General features: G+C 43.9%; 15 protein-coding genes. 7 read left to right on the top strand and 8 right to left on the bottom strand.

The window, feature by feature from the left end; translation table 11 throughout:
- Positions 1-97 precede the first annotated feature (97 nt).
- Positions 98-1,330 carry an ammonium transporter gene (locus tag FDP09_RS06530; RefSeq protein ID WP_137401889.1) on the bottom strand — a complete coding sequence of 411 codons (1,233 nt, stop codon included), beginning with the start codon at positions 1,328-1,330 and terminating at the stop codon, positions 98-100.
- Between the two features lie 72 nt (positions 1,331-1,402).
- Positions 1,403-1,741, bottom strand: coding sequence for a P-II family nitrogen regulator (locus FDP09_RS06525; protein ID WP_137401888.1), 339 nt, complete (start codon positions 1,739-1,741; stop codon positions 1,403-1,405).
- A 305-nt stretch (positions 1,742-2,046) separates the two neighbouring features.
- Here FDP09_RS06525 and FDP09_RS06520 point away from each other — a divergent pair, with 305 nt between their 5' ends.
- Together FDP09_RS06520 and FDP09_RS06515 are read left to right on the top strand one after the other, a co-directional pair.
- Positions 2,047-2,949 carry a nucleotidyltransferase family protein gene (locus tag FDP09_RS06520; protein ID WP_137401887.1) on the top strand — a complete coding sequence of 301 codons (903 nt, stop codon included), beginning with the start codon at positions 2,047-2,049 and terminating at the stop codon, positions 2,947-2,949.
- A gap of 79 nt (positions 2,950-3,028) precedes the next feature.
- Positions 3,029-3,448 carry a DoxX family protein gene (locus FDP09_RS06515; RefSeq protein WP_137401886.1) on the top strand — a complete coding sequence of 140 codons (420 nt, stop codon included), beginning with the start codon at positions 3,029-3,031 and terminating at the stop codon, positions 3,446-3,448.
- 273 nt (positions 3,449-3,721) lie between these two features.
- Here the strand turns inward: FDP09_RS06515 and FDP09_RS06510 are convergent, their stop codons facing one another.
- The 3 genes from FDP09_RS06510 to FDP09_RS06500 form a co-directional block, all read right to left on the bottom strand.
- Positions 3,722-5,077: an FAD-dependent oxidoreductase gene (locus FDP09_RS06510; protein WP_137401885.1), complete on the bottom strand. Its 1,356-nt coding sequence runs from the start codon at positions 5,075-5,077 to the stop codon at positions 3,722-3,724.
- Positions 5,078-5,117: 40 nt separating this feature from the next.
- Positions 5,118-6,398 carry a kynureninase gene (kynU, locus tag FDP09_RS06505; protein ID WP_137401884.1) on the bottom strand — a complete coding sequence of 427 codons (1,281 nt, stop codon included), beginning with the start codon at positions 6,396-6,398 and terminating at the stop codon, positions 5,118-5,120.
- 96 nt (positions 6,399-6,494) lie between these two features.
- The gene (locus FDP09_RS06500) at positions 6,495-7,007 is read right to left on the bottom strand and encodes a 3-hydroxyanthranilate 3,4-dioxygenase (protein WP_137401883.1); all 513 of its coding nucleotides are present in this window, start codon (positions 7,005-7,007) and stop codon (positions 6,495-6,497) included.
- Between the two features lie 258 nt (positions 7,008-7,265).
- On the opposite strand from FDP09_RS06500, the gene FDP09_RS06495 reads away from it, so the two are divergent.
- Positions 7,266-7,880, top strand: a complete 615-nt coding sequence (locus FDP09_RS06495) for a thiamine pyrophosphokinase (RefSeq protein ID WP_137401882.1) — start codon at positions 7,266-7,268, stop codon at positions 7,878-7,880.
- A 312-nt stretch (positions 7,881-8,192) separates the two neighbouring features.
- Here the strand turns inward: FDP09_RS06495 and FDP09_RS06490 are convergent, their stop codons facing one another.
- Complete coding sequence (locus FDP09_RS06490; protein ID WP_308421141.1) at positions 8,193-8,852, bottom strand: Tll0287-like domain-containing protein; 660 nt, start codon at positions 8,850-8,852, stop codon at positions 8,193-8,195.
- Between the two features lie 363 nt (positions 8,853-9,215).
- Between FDP09_RS06490 and prfA the strand changes: the two genes are divergently transcribed.
- The 4 genes from prfA (at position 9,216) to prmC (ending at position 16,298) form a co-directional block, all read left to right on the top strand.
- Positions 9,216-10,292, top strand: coding sequence for a peptide chain release factor 1 (gene prfA / locus FDP09_RS06485; protein WP_137401881.1), 1,077 nt, complete (start codon positions 9,216-9,218; stop codon positions 10,290-10,292).
- 488 nt (positions 10,293-10,780) lie between these two features.
- The gene (locus FDP09_RS06480; RefSeq protein ID WP_137401880.1) at positions 10,781-11,308 is read left to right on the top strand and encodes a GNAT family N-acetyltransferase; all 528 of its coding nucleotides are present in this window, start codon (positions 10,781-10,783) and stop codon (positions 11,306-11,308) included.
- 370 nt (positions 11,309-11,678) lie between these two features.
- Entirely contained in the window at positions 11,679-15,413 is a 3,735-nt protein-coding gene (locus tag FDP09_RS06475; protein ID WP_137401879.1) for a DEAD/DEAH box helicase, read from the top strand.
- 45 nt (positions 15,414-15,458) lie between these two features.
- On the top strand, positions 15,459-16,298 hold the full coding sequence (gene prmC, locus FDP09_RS06470) for a peptide chain release factor N(5)-glutamine methyltransferase (protein ID WP_137401878.1): 840 nt from the start codon (positions 15,459-15,461) through the stop codon (positions 16,296-16,298).
- 68 nt (positions 16,299-16,366) lie between these two features.
- Here the strand turns inward: prmC and FDP09_RS06465 are convergent, their stop codons facing one another.
- Together FDP09_RS06465 and FDP09_RS06460 are read right to left on the bottom strand one after the other, a co-directional pair.
- The gene (locus FDP09_RS06465; RefSeq protein ID WP_137401877.1) at positions 16,367-16,948 is read right to left on the bottom strand and encodes a hypothetical protein; all 582 of its coding nucleotides are present in this window, start codon (positions 16,946-16,948) and stop codon (positions 16,367-16,369) included.
- A gap of 319 nt (positions 16,949-17,267) precedes the next feature.
- A complete protein-coding gene (locus tag FDP09_RS06460) occupies positions 17,268-17,891 on the bottom strand; it encodes a TetR family transcriptional regulator (RefSeq protein ID WP_137401876.1) in 624 nt (207 codons plus the stop codon).
- Positions 17,892-18,386 lie beyond the last annotated feature (495 nt).

Raw genomic sequence — 18,386 nt, 5'->3', positions numbered from 1 at the left:
ACTGCAGGGGTCCTATCACCAACAAAAAGCCCCACAGAGCAATTCCGTGGGGCTTTGGCTTATTAGGGTTTGGAGTAGAATGAACTACTCGACATATTTATTCTTTTGTGGCAAAATCAGGATAGGCACGCATGCTGTGCTCATTGATATCCAGTCCTTCCACTTCCTCCTGCTCGTGCACCCGGATACCGACTGTCCTTTTCATGGAATAGAACACCACAAAACTGAAGATCACACAGAATACCCCCACTGCACCAATTCCTATCAGCTGGGATATCACCTGAGAGAACCCAGCCAGATCACCGAAGATCCCTACTGCGAGTGTTCCCCAAATACCACCTACCAAGTGAACGGAAATCGCACCAACAGGGTCATCTACTTTCACTTTATCAAAGAACACAACGGCAAAGACAACCAGGGCACCTCCTACAAATCCAATAATAGCAGATTCACCTACCCCCATCAGGTCAGCTCCAGCAGTAATGCCTACCAATCCTGCCAAGATCCCGTTCAACACCATGGTAATATCGTAGGATTTGAATTTGATGTAGGAAAAAACCAAGGCACCAAACGCTCCTGCAGCACCCGCAATAGAAGTGGTCACAAAAACTTTTGACACAGTCCCTGGATCAGCAGTAAGGACAGACCCACCGTTAAACCCAAACCATCCAAACCAAAGCAGGAATACACCGATTACTGCCATTGGGATATTATGCCCTGGAATCGCTTTCATACCCTTGTCGGTATATTTACCGATCCTTGGGCCGAGTAAGTAAGCTCCTACCAATGCGCCCCATCCACCGACAGAGTGGACGATCGTAGAACCTGCAAAATCATAAAATGGCGTATCTAGGCTATCCAAAAAGCCTCCTCCCCACTTCCACATCCCCACGATAGGATAGCAAATGGCCACGTAAAGTGTGGAGAAAATGATAAATGGTCCAAGTTTGATACGCTCCGCTACGGCACCGGAAACGATCGTCGCTGCAGTGGCTGCAAACATGGCCTGAAAGATAAAGTCCGTAAAGAAGGTGTAGCCTTCGTTATAATTAGCAGTATCCCATCCTTCCGGCAGGCTCAGGCCCAGACCGCTCAGTCCGAAAAAGCCTCCTGTAAAAGCCTCCCCTGGATACATTAAATTAAAACCCACAAAGGCATATGTCAATAGCCCCATGGCTGGGATAATGGAATTTTTAAAAAGAATGTTGACGGTATTTTTGGCCCTGGTAAGACCGGCTTCCAAAGAGGCGAAGCCCAAGTGCATGATAAATACCAGGATAGTGGCTACCATCATCCACACATTATTGATGGTAAATAATTCTTGATTCATCTGAATGGGTAATTTATATGGTTACGGCTAGTTTGTTAGGATTTAATTGGATCGGTAAAGATCGGTGGGATGCTATAGGGCATCAGCTCCTTTGTCATCATTCCTCACCCGGTAGGCTTCCAGTACATCGGTCACGAATATCTTTCCGTCACCAATCTGACCCGTACGACCCTCTTTGAGGATGCAGTTGATCACAGGCTCTACCAATTCTTCGGTAACCACGATTTCTAATTTTGTCCGAGGGATAAACGCGGGCTCATAAGCAACCCCCCTGTATTTTTCGATTTTTGCGTGCTCAAGCCCCATACCTTTTACTTCATAAAATGTAAGGAACTTCACTCCGAGCGCAGCAATACACTGCTGAATCACCTCAAATCGAGATGTTCTAATAATTGCTTCTACTTTTTTCATTTTAGTTAACTGACAAACTGATTGGTTGTATTTATAACCGATTTTATCGGAATCGGCTACAAACTTAATAAATTAGATTTCCACAACAACGATAAAAACAATATTTTTTGATTTTTAATCATATTTATGGTTGTTTTTGAACCAAAATACCACAGGAAACCAACTTTTATCGCCCAAATGCTTAAATACTACACCGATTAGTTAGTTTTTTTAAAATTTAGCCCGGTTTATGGGCTGTTAATAAAGATTGTTTTAATTTTAAGTACCAAAACAAACCGGATAAAGCAATTTCAACAATTAACTTCATGAACAAACCTACACTTTTGATCCTGGCTGCCGGCATCGGCAGTCGATACGGAGGAAACAAACAAATCGAAGGATTCGGCCCCAATGGGGAAACCATCATAGAGTACTCCATATTCGACGCCATTCGTGCGGGCTTTGGAAAAGTGGTCTTCATCGTGCGCGAGGAAATTTTGGAAACGGTCAAGGAAATCTTTTTGCCTAAACTTGAAGGAAAAATAACCGTGGACTTTGTCGTACAATCCCTGCAAACCCTAGTGCCAGAAGAATATCAAACTCCTGAAAGAAAAAAACCCTACGGCACAGGTCATGCTGTACTCTGTGCCAAAGACGCCATCGACAAACCCTTTGCCGTGATCAATGCGGATGATTTTTATGGAAAAGAAGCCTTTCAAGCACTGGGCAAGTTCCTAAAAGAAGACGTCAAGGAAAACCTTCACTGCATGGTCGGCTACGCACTAAAAGATGTCCTCTCCGAAAACGGCACCGTCAGCCGCGGGGTATGCGAGACCAATGAGCACTTTCAGCTTATCGGCATGACAGAACGCACGGCCATTGCCCGCGAGGGAGACAAAATCATCAGCAGGGAAGAAGAAGATCCCTTAGTAATAGCTCCAGAGACCCCTGTGAGCATGAACTGCTGGGGCTTCCATCCTTCGTTCTTCGAAGAGGCGGACAGAATATGGAAAGCCTTCCTTCCCGAAAATAAGGACAATATCAAATCAGAGTTTTACATTCCTTCAGTAGCCAACACCCTTATCGAAGAGAAAAAAGCCAATATCGCCATTTTGGAAGGTGGCAAGACATGGTTTGGGGTGACCTATCCAGAAGATAAACCCGTAGTGGTAACCGCTTTAAAGCGTCTTCATGATAAGGGAGACTATCCTGACCACCTTTGGAAATAAACTTCAAAACATCAGTTCCAATAGATTTACCAAACCGGCGTTTTAGAATAAACACATTACATATACCTAGCTAAAAAATATGAAAAAGATACTCTTTTCCAATAGTCCTATATCTCGTAGCCTGTCACTTCTTCTCTTAAGGGTGGGAGCTGCTGCATTTATGATGACTCATGGATGGTCAAAAATCATGAATTTCAGCGAATACCTGACCAAATTCGCTGATCCCATAGGTGTCGGCCCAGCAGTATCTTTACAATTGACTATTTTCGCTGAGTTCTTCTGTTCTATATTGTTAGCACTTGGTTTTATGACCAGGTGGGCATTGATCCCGCTAATGATCACTATGATCGTGGCCGTATTTATTGCCCATGGAGGTGACCCATTCGGCCATAAGGAAGTGGGCTTGCTTTACCTGACCATATTTATCTCCCTCTTTCTTTCTGGCCCAGGAAACATTTCTATGGATGCACAGATCCTCAAAAAAAACCGCTACCGGTAAGCACCATTGATAAAAAATAGATGGCCACTGGAAAAGTCGAGTGCCAGGCTTAAAACCAGTTTTTCTCTCAACCTCTTTTACCTAAAATCACAAGAGGCTGCCTCATCATAAGTCCTCATCATTGCGATTCCAATGGATATCGGAAGAAGCCTGCACACCGCTTGGCAAGCTTCGATCGGCTCGTGATGACGGATTGTTCAATTATGAGACAGCCTCTTTAAGACACCAAAATATAGGCCCATGGCTATATATTCGGTAGCTCATCGGCAAATCCTACACCATCCGGGCAGTTTCTATCTGCGAAATAATGGCCGCATAATCCACTTGATGATAATTTTGTAAAATCATAGGATCCTCCATTACTTTATCCATAATTTCATCCTGAAGCTGCCCCTGGGCATAAGCATCTGCATATTTCATATCTGAAAAAGTCACCATCGTATAGAGGGGTGTCCACTCATTGGGATACAGTTCATGCAGCTTGGCCTCTATTTTCTTGCGAACCAAGAAGCGAGGATTGGCCACACTGTCCCTCATCTCAGTAAAATTATTCCTGGCCATTTGACTGATGGCATCGGTATCTGGTTTTCTGACTTTTTGAAATTTCTCAAAGACCAATTCCCAAGAAGTGGTGCCGTACTTTTCAATAAGACCGTCCAGTATAAAGCAATCTTCAAAGCCACAATTCATCCCTTGTCCGAAGAAAGGCACCATCGCGTGACAAGCATCCCCGATCAATAGTGACTTATTGGCCAACCAAGGGAAGCACTCGACATTGATGAGGGAAGAGGTGGGATTGCCAAAGTACTCCTCGTTCAGGTCGGGCATTAGCGCAAAGGCATCAGCAAAATAATTTTTGAACACACTCTCCAAATCACCTTCATCATTGATCTTGTCAAAGCATACCTTGCCCCCTTCAAAAGGCAAGAAAAGTGTACAGGTGAAGGACTTGTCCGGATTGGGCAAGGCTATCAACATAAATTGCCCTCTAGGCCAGATGTGAAGGGCATTGGGATCCATCGCAAATTCACCATTTGCCGTAGCAGGAATGGTCAGTTCTTTATAGCCATGGGAGATATATTCCTGCTTGTAGTTCAGTCTTGTCTGACGCTGCATCGCATCTCTAAGAGACGAATAAGCGCCATCCGCACCAATGATCACATCCGTTTCACGCTGTTCTTTTGTCCCGTCGGGCAAGATCAACCCTAAGGTTGTCTCCGCAATATTGATCTCCTCACAAATATGGTTAAAATTCAATTTGGCACCATACTTCTCGGCCTCATCTACGAGCATATGGTTAAACTTGCCCCTAGAGATCGAATAGATCGCTTGATTTTCTTCGCCATAGGACAAGAAAGAAGTCTCACCGTGCTCGTCATGAACCCTCCTTCCGTACATCGGAATCACATAGGGCTCTACCATTTGGCGAAGACCGATCTTATCCAAGGCCTTCCATCCCCTGTCACTAAGGGCCATATTGATGGAGCGACCACCTCGGGCATGTTTTTCGTCCCGCAGATCGGGTCTCTTCTCATAGATAGAAACGTTGAGCCCTTTCTTCTGAAGATAAACCCCCAGCAATGAGCCAATTAGTCCTGCACCAATAATGCTGACATCATTTCTCTTCATTGGTTTTATATATTAATAGGTTTGTAATAGGTTCGTTTTATTAAGGAAATTTTGATAGCGATTGTTCCAAGATTCTGGCAAATCTTAATACATCCTCAAAGCTGTTGTAAAGGGGTGTCGGGGCAATCCTAATCACATTGGGATTTCGCCAATCTCCAACAATCCCATTCCTGTAAAATTCATCAAAAACGGCTTTTCCACCTTTATGGATCAGCAGGGACAATTGGCAGCCTCTCTCTTCCTCAACACTTGGCGTAATGATCTCCAGCACACCGCTATCACCGCTTATTTCACGAATCAAGTATTCTAGGAACCCGGTTAGCTGCACGCTTTTTTTCCTTAAGCTTGTCATCCCCGCCTCTTTGAAAATATCCAAGGAAGCCTGGTGTGCCGCCATCCCCAGGACATTGCCATTGGATGTCTGCCAGCCATCGGCACCATACATGGGAACAAAACCCTTTTCCATTTTGAAGCGCACTTTTTCATCATGGCCCCACCAGCCAGCAAAACGATTCAGCTCCGGCTTGTCACCATGCCGCTCATGGACATAGATTCCCGCCACATTACCGGGGCCCGAATTTAGGTACTTGTAACTGCACCATGCCGCAAAATCCACTCCCCACTCATGCAATCGTAAGGGTGCATTTCCCACTGCATGGGCAAGGTCAAATCCGACCAAAGCACCTGCCTCATGCCCTGCTTTGGTAATTGCTGCCATGTCAAACACCTGCCCAGAATAATACTGCAAGCCTGCCATCATCACACAAGCGAGTTCATCCTTATGGGCTGATATCGCTTCTAGAATATCCGCTGTCCTGAGGGTATGCTCTCCAGCCCTGGGTGCTACTTCGACAATGGCCTCACCAGGATCCAATCCATGGTGTTTTGCCTGGGTTTCCAGTGCATACATATCTGAAGGGAAAGCACCCGCTTCTGTCAGGATTTTATTTCGTTTTCCTTCTGGCTGATAAAAGGACACCATAAGGGAATGAAGGTTACTGGTCAAACTTCCCATGGCGACTACCTCGTGATTTTTGGCACCAACGATTTCTGCCAAGGTGATCTTGGACCTTTCATGGACAGAAAACCACGGCTGCTCGCCATCAAAGTGGCCATCCACCGCCCTGGTCGCCCAGCTATCCAAATCCCGCTCGAGGTACTCTTTGACTGCCTTTGGTTGAAGCCCCAAGGAATTGCCGCAAAAGTAAATGGCTTCCGCACCATTTACCTTGGGAAAGTAAAATCGACTTCTGAATTTCCTCAGGGGATCTTCACGATCCCTTTCCTGGGCAAAGGCCAAACTATAACGGTATGCAGTCATATCATTTTGTAATTGTGGTATTGGTCATTCCAGTAATCATGCCCTACATTGCTCATGTAAAACACCGAAACGGGTTGCCCAGATAGCCTATTAAGGCTACTTCTCCATTTTGGTCCCACAAGATTTACAGGTGAAATTATCAGGATTGCTCCAAAAACGCTCCATGATAGGCGGCAATTGGCTGACAATGTCCGTCACCGCGGCATATTCCTCATAGAGCTTGTTTCCGCAGTTTTCACAATACCAGATAAACCCATCTTTTTCCCCTTCTTGACGATAGCGCTCCATAACCAGCCCCACCGTATTGGCAGGACGTCGGGGGCTATGGTGTACTTTTGGTGGCAAAAGGAAAATTTCACCTTCTTTGATTTCTATATCCTTTGGCTTGCCCTCATCGATCACTTTCAACACGATATTTCCTTCTAGCTGGTAGAAGAATTCCTCGCCTTCATTATAATGATAATCCTTTCGGGAATTGGGACCGCCCACGACCATCACGATAAAATCATCATTCCCCTTATACACCTGCTGATTGCCCACAGGTGGCTTCAGCAAGTGCCTGTTTTCGTCAATCCATTTTCTGAAGTTAAACGGTTTAGTCAATGCCATTTGCTTAGTAGTTATGGTAAAACGGGAAGGGTCTGCGCTACCTCCCAATGCTTCCTTCCGCCCAATATTGCGGATGGCTTTTGCCCCATAAAAGTAAAAAAAAACTAGCAGTTATTATGATTCGCCAAAGGGTAATTCGAAAGGAATGCAGTAGCTCATCGTAAAAAAATCTCACAATGGCCCCAGGACACACTCCCTCTTCCATCTTCAAAGAAAATATCGTTAATTTGAAAAAAATTCCTTCAAAACAACCGAGTAATGTCTTCACATCATTTTGTCAAAGAACAGCAGGAGCCCGCCATGCTCATCATGGGCACTGAACAGCTTTCGTACGAGCAGATTGCCCCACTGCTAGAGTGGGTGCCTACTGTGCTGGTGGCCGAACCGATGGTGGATACCGTGCTGTCTTGGGGCATTAAAATCGACGTGATCCTCGCTACAAGTGAATTTCAAAAAGAGCATTTCAACCTACTGGAAGAACAGTACCCGCTGCGTTTTTTGACTTCGCAGCAGGAAAATTTCCTGGAGGAAGGACTCCAATACCTCATCGCCACCAAGCATCCTGATGTCAATATTATTGGTTACGATCACCAACAGCTATTTCAGTTGGAAGAAAAACTGGACCTCGTGAATATCGTGGTCTTTGATGGGCCTATCCGCTATTTTCCCGTGAGGGCTAAATCCTTTAAAAAATGGTTCCCTCACAGCGCTATCCAATTGCATGCGCCAGATGGCGCCCTTATCGAAATGAAAACTGCGGTGGAAAGCCAATTTATCCATATCAAACATGCCACCTTCGTGGAAGCCGAGGAAGGCACCATTACCTTCCAATCCATGCAGCCCTTCTGGATCGGGGAAATGGTCGGGGGATGAATTTAATGAGGAATGCGGAATGAAGAATTTGGAAACTGAACTGATCCATCCAACTACCCTGAACTTACATACTGTCGGTTGTCTTTTCTGTACTTCCCTGATTAGTGTTGAACGGATTAATATTAGTTTTCATAATTATATATGGTAATAACTGGGAGGGTAACAAATCTGGAACACCTTAATTGAGTCAGAGACTCAAAACTTGCCCGTGCTGGGGCAGAAACCCCGCACAACCCGGTAACGCTCATTTCTCCCAAGACTCACGTCTCCTTGGCTCTTGATACTTCCATCTTGCTACTTCATACTGGAATCCTACAGCTTCTTTACCACTTCCTTTTTGGGAATGGCAATGCTCCACATTCCCCTGAGATCGCCAACATCGTGGCCTATAGCTTTATCCTCGGGGTATAGCTTTCCGATCTTTGCCAAGGTAGCCTCATCAATATCGTTTTTTGGATCACCGTGACAATTCAAACACATCTCTCCAGGAATTGTGATGGCTTTTGTATAAAGTAAAATTTCACCATTTTCAATTTCCTGAACATTTGGAGAATTCTCCACGTCATTTTCCTCATTGTATTCGTAAGCCTGAAGCAACATTTGCTCTTTGTCATTGGGCTGATCGGAAGGATTCCTGTAATCATGGGAAACCCTTCTTACGACGACCTTGTGTTCCTTGCTCACCTTATCCAGCGAGGGAAGTGCCTCCACATTGCAAAACTCCACTGCTCCTGCCACTCCTTTTTCATTGATCGCCGTGGTCAATTTTTCCATCAACTTTTGTTGGGCTTCTGCACTGATCTCATTGCCCCATTTGATGGCCTTGTTAATGATATCCACTTCATTGACCTTTTTGACCTCCATGGATTCATTGACGGCATCGAATACTTCCCGATCCACCTTCTTTCTTGAGCCACAAGAGACCAACAATCCCGCTAATATTATAAATAAAATCCGTATCATCTTCTTCATTTTCGTTACTTCAAAGGTAGGCCATAAACTGCACCAAAGCCAGTTTTACCCCAACCAAATCAACTCATCATTCTTTCAGCCCATCCCGCCATTCGGCAAGACAGGCTTCTGCGGTTTCCAATGTACAAATCGAGGCAAAGGGCCAGTGGGACGATAAATTTAGCAACCTGCGGATTCAACCTAGGGAGCTTAAGCGCTCCTCCACCTCCCGAAGTACTGCCAGCGGCACGGATGATAGCTATGCCTACCCGAAAATTGTTTCCCTTCAAAACACTAAACGCGTTTGCCCCTGAATGAAGCCGTCCCGTTTATCGCCATGTCACTAATTTTCTTAATTTTGTGCTTGCAAAGATAAAAAACTATATGCTTGATAAATTAGGGCACATCAAAGACCGATTTGAGGAAGTGGGGCAGCTGATCATTCAGCCGGACGCCATGTCCGACATGAGCAAATACACCAAGCTCACCAAAGAATATAAAGACTTGGAAAAAATCGTCCAGGTTTTTGACGAATATAAACTGGTACTGGACAATATCAAAAGCTCAAAAGCAATACTTGAAACCGAAAAGGACCCTGATTTCAGGGAAATGGCCAAAGCAGAGCTGGATGAGCTAAAAGAAAAAGAAACCGAATACGAGAAAGAGCTGAAACAAATGCTCATTCCCAAAGACCCGAATGATTCCAAAGATTGTATCCTGGAAATCCGCAGTGGTACAGGCGGTGATGAGGCGGCCATTTTTGCGGGCGATATCTTCCGCATGTACGAGCGCTATGCTGAAAAGCAAAACTGGAACCTGACCGTCTTGGACCTAACCTTTGGCTCTGCAGGCGGGTACAAAGAAATCATCAGCACAGTCTCTGGCGCCGATGTATATGGCATGCTCAAATACGAATCTGGTGTCCATCGGGTTCAGCGGATCCCTACCACAGAAACACAGGGCAGGGTACATACCTCTGCTGCCACGGTCGCCGTTCTTCCCGAAATGGAAGATGTCGATGTACAAATCGACATGAACGATGTCCGCAAAGACACCTACTGCTCATCAGGGCCAGGAGGGCAGTCGGTAAACACGACGTATTCTGCCGTGAGACTTACCCATGAGCCTACCGGCATCGTAGTAACTTGCCAAGACCAAAAATCGCAAATCAAAAACTTCGAAAAGGCCCTCAAAGTACTGCGATCCAGAATCTATGAAATCGAGCTGGCCAAGCATAACGAAGAGGTGGGCGCCCAGCGAAAATCAATGGTAGGCAGCGGTGACCGATCCGACAAGATCAGAACCTATAACTACCCCCAAAGCCGGGTAACCGATCACCGGATAAACAAGACTGTCTATAACCTTCCCGATGTAATGGATGGTAACCTCGAGGAATTTACAAGTGCACTGCGCTTTGCAGAAAATGCAGAAAGACTCAAAAACAGCGGCATGGAAGACTAACTTCCATGCTTTTTTCTTGACATTATTTTTTTTGCTCTATATGGATTATAGTGGCTTAAGATAAAATGTCGGTTATTTTACCGTTGATTCATCATCTTTTCCACTGGGGAATTTCCTGTTCTGCCTTGAGGTATTTGACGTTAAGAAATCAAAGAAGTGGGCTGGAAAAGGCGCAGGCTTGTCTGACGTGAATCAGCACAAAAAGTTGGTTTACTGCTCAAATGAACGAGTTTTCCTTCGCGAGTGCTGGCTTTGATTTTAGCCGAAATCGTTCACCGCAGCGGGATTTTTTGGTTACTTTTTTGTCCTGAAGCAAAAAAGTAATACTATAACAAAGTGATCGTCACGCTATAATTTGCCAAACAAAATAAAAGTTACCCACAGTAAATCATATAGAACCATTTTTTTTCTGTAGGAGCTGATTTTAGGTATAGAATATGCAGTGGGTGCAAAGTCATTTAGTTCATCAAAAAAACTTAACGCTGTATATGAAAATCGAAGGAGAACATGGTATCACGCTAAATACCTGGGGCGGACAGCATTTCCACAAACTGTACCCTTTGGCCAACAATCCTGCCATTGCCAAAAACTTAAAAGATAGCTTTCCCCAGCCCTATACCCTTCACCATGCCCGCTTCTGGATCGAGCACAATATCAAATTCAATCCACCTCAAAATTTTGCCATAGAAAAAGACGGCACTCTTGTCGGCGCCATCGGTATCCACAAAGGAGAAAATGAACTCCGCACTAATATGGAACTTGGCTTTTGGCTGGGCGAGCCTTTTTGGGGACAAGGTATCGCCACAGAAGCCGTCAAGCTTTTCGTTCCTTATCTCTTCAAGAACTTTGAAGTCCTGCGGGTCTTCGCTACGGTCTATGACTTCAATGTACCTTGCATGCGGGTACTGCAGAAGGCGGGATTTGAAGAAGAAGCCATACTCAAAGGTGGGTTTATCAAGAACAATACTGTGGGTGATATGTTTCAGTTTGTAAAGCTTAGAGAAGACTATTTATAAGTTAATAACTTTATAAATAACCTCAGTTCGATTATAAAATCGTCACTGCGAGGCTTAGAGGTAGGCCTGAGCGGGTGGAAGCCGTGGCAGCTCGCCGCGGCGAGTTGCCACACCCTTTTCCAACCCACATCCTCCTTAAAAGGGTTCGTATGACGCTTTTTATACTAAAATTAAGTCGAGCTCAGGTAACTACTAAACTTCTCATAGGGGTTTCCGGTTTGACATGAAACGACTAATTACAAAGCGCATTCTTGATGAGGTATTGAAAATCAGGAAACGTTCCCATTAATTGATTTGTCGCTTCTTTTCATGTTCATTATTTCAACTTATTTTGCAGCTGCTAAAAAGCTAATTTCTTTACAAGAATCACATGAAGTTAACAACTGAGGAAATCACCTGTATAAGAATAGAACTGGACTATTTTTCCCCAACTATTCTCCAAAGAGGAAAACAGCTTTTTCAAAATGGCGCTTGCGAACTGAACAATGTGAACGCCTATTATCGAGCATTCAACTTTTTGGTAGAAGGGAATGCCCAGCCTTTTTATGAAGTTGAAGTCACCCTTGATGGAGCAGAAGCGCAGATGGATTTTTGGGAAGGAGACATAGCATCTTGCGATTGTATCTACTTCGAGGAAAATTTAGAATGTAAGCATACTGCAGCGGCTTTGCTATATCTTTTGGATCATAAGAATCGTACTATCCGCATTCCCAAAAAGACAAAAGAAAAAGCCTTGAACCCCATGAACCCTATGGAGGTTGGTCTGGATAAAAATGACCCCAGCGTATTGCTGAAAAACCTGGAATTTATTGGCGACTATAGCGGGTGGGAGTGCAGATTGGAAAATATAGCGATCACCCCCAATCATTTCGTTTACCATTTGTCCGATTATTCCCATCTCTACGAGCTCTCCGTTGATATTAAGAAGGATAAGATCGTATTGTCATGTAATTATCAAAGGGATATTTTGATCAAAAATGCCTTTTTATGGTTTTATGAACGGATACAACAATACCCCACTGAACTAAACTATGCGATTCCCGCTGCCAGGTCCAAGATGATGAAGGCCTTTTTGGCAGACCATGGACTGAAAGGAATAACCGGGAAATTTGAAGATTACTTTGAAATCAAGCTATCAGGAGAGACCCTCTATGCCTACCCAAAGGGGCCATTAGAAGGCATATTTAAGACCGATCTGTTCATTGAGTCCATAGACAAGGAGCTGTTTTCGACACTTCACAGCTGGGGGGCAGGTGAACAGTTGCTGGATATCAGCCCAAAAGATACTGTAGAATACAATGCTGGAATTGTCTTGATCACAAATGATTATTCTAAAAAGTTAGCCACTATTAATCTCATCAAAGGAAAAGGGACCAAACGCGCCCCCAATGATTTAAATACCAAACTGGATTGGATACGTGATCCGGAGGATGAATCCTTACCTGCTACTGAGGATATCAAAGAGCTTTTTCCCCGATTGACGAGCTTTAACAAGCTATTGACTGAAAGAAACCAGGACACTTCACTCTTCACACTCCATGAAAAATTCCTCTCTATTTTGACCATTGGTGAGTCTTTGCCCTTATACCAGTTAACGCCAACAGGCCATTATCACCATTACAAACCTAGGCCGAAAGACCTGCAAAAGATCACTCCATTGGCGGCAAGCTTCGAATTTGAGCTTTCCCGTGAAGAACACACCTACCTTTTACGGCCATTTATTTTAATAGAAAACGAGCGGTTCTATGTCAATGAACTGGATGAGCGATGTATTATCTATGATTTGTTTGTCCTTATTGGTCAGGAAAAAATGGCTTATTTTTCCACTCCAAAAGAACACAAGGCTTTATTGTATTTTCTGTCTAATTCACTCATCCGCTTTACCGAAAAAGAAAAGCCAGCAATGGAACAAGGGCTTATCCAACGGCTGGCAAAAGACTTCAAGATCAACTATCAAGATGGGTTAATGGAAATGGATGAAACCACTGAACACCTACAACGGCACCTGTATATTTCTGAAATGGGGAATTTTGTCCTTTTTAGGCCCGCCATTCAGTACAAGGAAGGAGTGCTCTCCTATCCTTTGGAAAAAGGCACGCTCATCGATCCGGAAAATAACAAGGTCTATTTACAGGATACAGAACAAGAAGACCAACTGGTACAGCACATCCGTGAGATGCATCCGGCATTTACGCATAAGGGTTCACAAGGTTTCTTTTACTTGAGTTTTGACCAGTTTATGAATAATTACTGGTTCCTCGAAGCATTCGAAAAACTAAAGGAATGCGGCATCAGGGTATTTGGAATGGATCAGCTCAAGGGCTTTAAATTTTCGCCTCATACCGCCCAAGTGGACTTTGACCTGGGCACTAAGCCGGATTGGTTTGAAGCCAATGTGGAAGTGGCTTTTGGGAACAACAAGGTAAAGCTCAAGGACCTCAAAAAAGCGGTGGAATCGGGCCAAAACTATATTGAGCTGGGAGACGGCACCATCGGTATCCTTCCCGAAAAGTGGATGAAAAAATTCGCCATGCTCTTCCGTTCTTCCTTACAGGACAAAGAAACCCTAAGAGTGGCCAAAACCCACTTTTCATTAGTGGATGAACTGGCAGACCCTAAACAGCACAAAGCCGTACTAAAAGAAATTGCAGAAAAAAAAGAAAGGCTGTCATCTTTTAAGCAAATTGAAAACAGCACCCCTTCCAAGGAGCTAAAGGCCCAACTCAGGCATTACCAGCAAGAAGGGCTCAACTGGCTGAATTTCCTAAAAGATTACGGTTGGGGAGGCATCTTGGCAGATGACATGGGATTAGGCAAAACCCTACAGCTCATCGCTCTTATCTGCCAAATCAAAGAAGATAAAAAATCCGCACCAGTCTTGGTAGTGGCGCCCACGACCCTATTGTTCAACTGGAAAAACGAGCTGGACAAATTCGCACCGCACTTGGATTACTTCATCCACCATGGCCAGCGGTACGACGACCCTGCGGAGTTTAAGAAGCACGACGTGATCCTCACCAGCTACGGTGTAGTGATCAATGACATTGATCTATTGAAAAACATCAACTTTCAGCTGATCGTGGCAGATGAGTCACAAGCCATTAAAAATGTCTCATCCAGAAGGCACCGCTCCCTGATCCAGCTTACCTCCCCACTAAAAGTGGCCCTTTCCGGCACGCCCATAGAAAACAACATCACGGAACTATTTGCCCAGATGAACTTCGTAAATCCCGGGTTCTTCACCACCTTTGCTGCATTCAAGCGGGACTATGCCAACCCACTTAAAAAAGCTGACCAAGACAGTCTGGCTACAGAACTACGCAAAAAAGTGGCTCCATTTATCCTCAGGCGTACCAAAGAAGAAGTCCTCACGGAATTACCCGAAAAAACAGAGGAGTACCTCTACTGTGAAATGGGAACTGTCCAACGCAAGCTCTACGATGCCCACAGGAATGAATACCGCGACTTCCTAAAGGGAAAACTGGAAGATGACGCTGATGAAAACACCAACTTCTATGTATTGGAAGGGCTGACCAGGCTTCGCCAAATCTGCGATGCCACTGCATTGGTGAAGAACGGAGAGCCCATTCAGGAATCAGCCAAAATCAACCTGCTACTGGAGCATATCTTGGAAAAAACTGGCAAACATAAAATATTGATTTTCAGCCAATTTGTTAAAATGTTGGAACTGATTACGGAGAGGTTGAAGGAGGAAAATGTCACTTTCACCTATTTGGATGGCAAGACTAGCCTGAAGGAGCGGGAAAGTAGAGTAAAGGCCTTTCAGGAAAACCAAGAAAACAGGGTATTCCTGATCAGCCTAAAAGCTGGTGGAACGGGGCTAAACCTCACTGCGGCAGATTATGTCTATATAGTCGATCCCTGGTGGAATCCCGCCACCGAAAACCAGGCCATCGACAGGTGCTACCGCATGGGACAAAAGAACAATGTTTTTGCCTACCGGATGGTCTGTAAAAACACAGTGGAAGAAAAAATCCTCCAACTCCAAGCAGCCAAAATGAAACTGTCCAAGGACATTATCGGTGAAGGCGGCAGCATATTGAGTGCGCTGACCAAAGAATCTTTGTTGGAATTATTTTCTTAATGTCAAACCAATTACGAAACCAGGGAATTTCTTCACTCATCCGATATGAACAGTTCAAGGAACCTCTACCAAAATATTGTAAACCGACTAAAAAATAGTTATCCAGAAACGGAAGCACAGTCGCTAGCCTTTTGGATGTTGGAACATTTCCTTCAGGTCAGCAGAGGAGATATTATTCGTGATAAGGAGCTCCAAGGAATCCCAAAGGCACTTCATACTGCCTTGGAAGAACTTCAGGCCGGTAAACCCATTCAGTATATCCTTGGTGAAGCCCCATTTTATGGCAGGGAGTTTAAGGTAAATCCCTCCGTGCTCATCCCCCGAAATGAAACCGAGGAACTGGTCCACCTGATCATCAAGGAGAACCCTCAGCCAGGAGTGCGCATTTTGGACATCGGAACGGGGAGCGGCTGTATTCCCATTACGCTTTATCTGGAAATGGCCGAACCCGTGGTTTCAGCCATCGACATCAGTGAAAGTGCTTTACGAACAGCAAATGAAAATGCAGGCATACATGGTGCAAAAGTGTCTTTTTTACAAACCGATATCCTAGGCGAAAATATTCCAGTCGGTGATTTGGAAATCCTCGTGAGCAATCCGCCCTACGTCCGTGAACTGGAAAAAGCCCAAATGCATAAAAATGTCCTGGAGCATGAGCCTTCACTTGCGTTGTTTGTTTCGGACGCTGATCCGCTGGTTTTTTACCGTACCATCGCCAAAAAAGGCCTGGGTGCCTTGAAATCCGGTGGGAAATTGTACTTTGAAATCAACGAGGCGCTGGCTTCTGAAATGGAAGAATTGGTCACCGATCTAGGCTATCACAATATAAAAGTACACCAAGACCTCCAAGGCAAAAACAGAATCCTTTCAGCGAATAAAAGATAAGGGTTGCAATAAAAATCCCCTGTCCTAAACCAGCAGACAGGGGTGAAAATCAAATCAATCGCAAAAATTTAATCTTTGGCCGTTTTAATTTTGAAGTGATAAGTGCCAGAACAGGTCCTCTTCAAAGATTCATCCTCTATTCCGACCATTTTCATGTGATATTGGCCCTTTACTTTATAATAATCAAATGCTTCTTCAGAGCTATCCAGCGTGATAGACATGATTTCGTTAAAAGAGCCTTCTTCATCAAAGCCTATTTCAGATTTTAACCTTTTCTCACTGCCTTGGCTCACGGGTAAAATCTGCGCCATAGAAAAATATCCATCCGTCCCCACGGGGTATTTTCCCACGCTATCTGCCAAAGCCATCTGATGACTGCTGGCAGGTACTACAAAATAAAACTTGGACCCCGTGGACTGGGAAGTGGCCATCAGCAGCTCACTATTGGTAGCATCCAAATCCAGATGCGTACAGTCTATCTGCCGTTCCCAATCTTCTGTTTTAAAGGCAAAGTGAAGACTGCTTGGGATTTCATTTTCTGTTTGATTTTCGGGATCAGATGGGTCGGATCCATCTTCATCCCTGACCATGCTACAACTAACCACCTGTAGCACAATGGTAAAGAGAAGTAGTTTCTTCAATGTTTTCATTTCGAAAAAAAGGTTGTACACGATAATAATTCATTTACTCCAAATTTATGCTGTTGAAACCTTATATAAAATACACTTAAACATGTAATTTTCACTACTTCTTAACACGTCGAAATACCATAAAAAAAGCACCAGCTATGTAGTTGGTACTTTTTTACAGGGCAAATTTATAGCGACAGTGGTCGTTCTTTTGGAACTTTACATTCTGTTTGGGATAATATCAGGTGATCACCTGATCCCGCTATTGAAAGCACTACCAAAGCCGGGAGACCACAGAATAAACTGGGCAAACAGCACTATCCTCACGGATGACAGCTATTTAATCCTTCTGAAGGAGTACGCGCAAGGTCATTTTCAGAAACGACTGAGTCCTGACCTTTAGATCATCCAAATCAATATCCTTTCCTGTCTCCCCCTTGATCACATGCCTCATAAAGGATTCATGAAAAAGCAAGTGCTTGGTGGTTCCCGGCAGCAATGAATAAAGCATCAATAAATCACATCCTTCTTTAAACTCGCCATCTTTTTGCCCTTTTTCGATAAACTCTTTTACCATTTTATAATGGCCATAGCGTTGTTTATCTATAAACTCCCTCAGGCTTCCCTTGCTGTGCAAGCCGCTTTCTCGTAAGATAATCCGGTGCAGGTATTGGTTTTCCAAAAATCTGTCCACATATTCATCCACCAACCAATCCAGCTTTTGCCAACGGGTAAAGGAATCCTTTTGGAGTAAATTTTCTACCATAACTTTCAGGTAGTCCCCTTTATAATGAAATATTGCTTCCAGCAATTTTTCTTTGCTCTCAAAGTAATAGGAAATCATCGCGATATTCACATCTGCTTTCTTTGCGATCTCCCTGACGGAAGTCCCCGAAAAACCATTTTTTGCAAAGAGCTTTTCGGCTACTTCCATGATCTTCACCTTTTTTTCATTGAGTTCCATGATGCAAAGTTGTTTTGTTATAGTAGTTAAACAAACGTTTAATTAAAAAGGTTAAACAATTGTTTAATATTTAAGTAATTTTAACAATTATTAGGTAAAAACTAAAAGAATCATCTGTCAAAAAGCATGTTACTTGTGCATGAAGCTGCAAAGATAAAAATATGAAATTGCCAAACTAGGCCAATAGGACAAATTTAATCTCTATATGGATTACAGTGGGTATTATTTTATTAAAATCCTGATGATTAATCATTACCTAATAAAATAGCCCCAAGGACATCATCCGCCTAGCAGCTATTGGGCATGAAGAAATTAAACAAGCGGGCGGAAAAAGGGCAGGCTTGTTTGACGAAATGGTGGAAAAAATGGTTGTTGCAAGCTAAACACGAGGAGTTTGCCTGCATGTGGGCGGGGTTTGATTTTAGCCCAATAGATGAAATGCGGCGGTTTTTTTTGGTCACTTTTTTGACCTGTAGCAAAAAAGTGACAAAGGTT

The organism is Echinicola rosea, from assembly GCF_005281475.1.
In the GTDB taxonomy this organism is placed as follows: Bacteria; Bacteroidota; Bacteroidia; order Cytophagales; family Cyclobacteriaceae; genus Echinicola; species Echinicola rosea.
The sequence above is the reverse complement of the archived record's forward strand: the minus strand, read 5'-3'. Positions and strand labels throughout refer to the sequence as shown.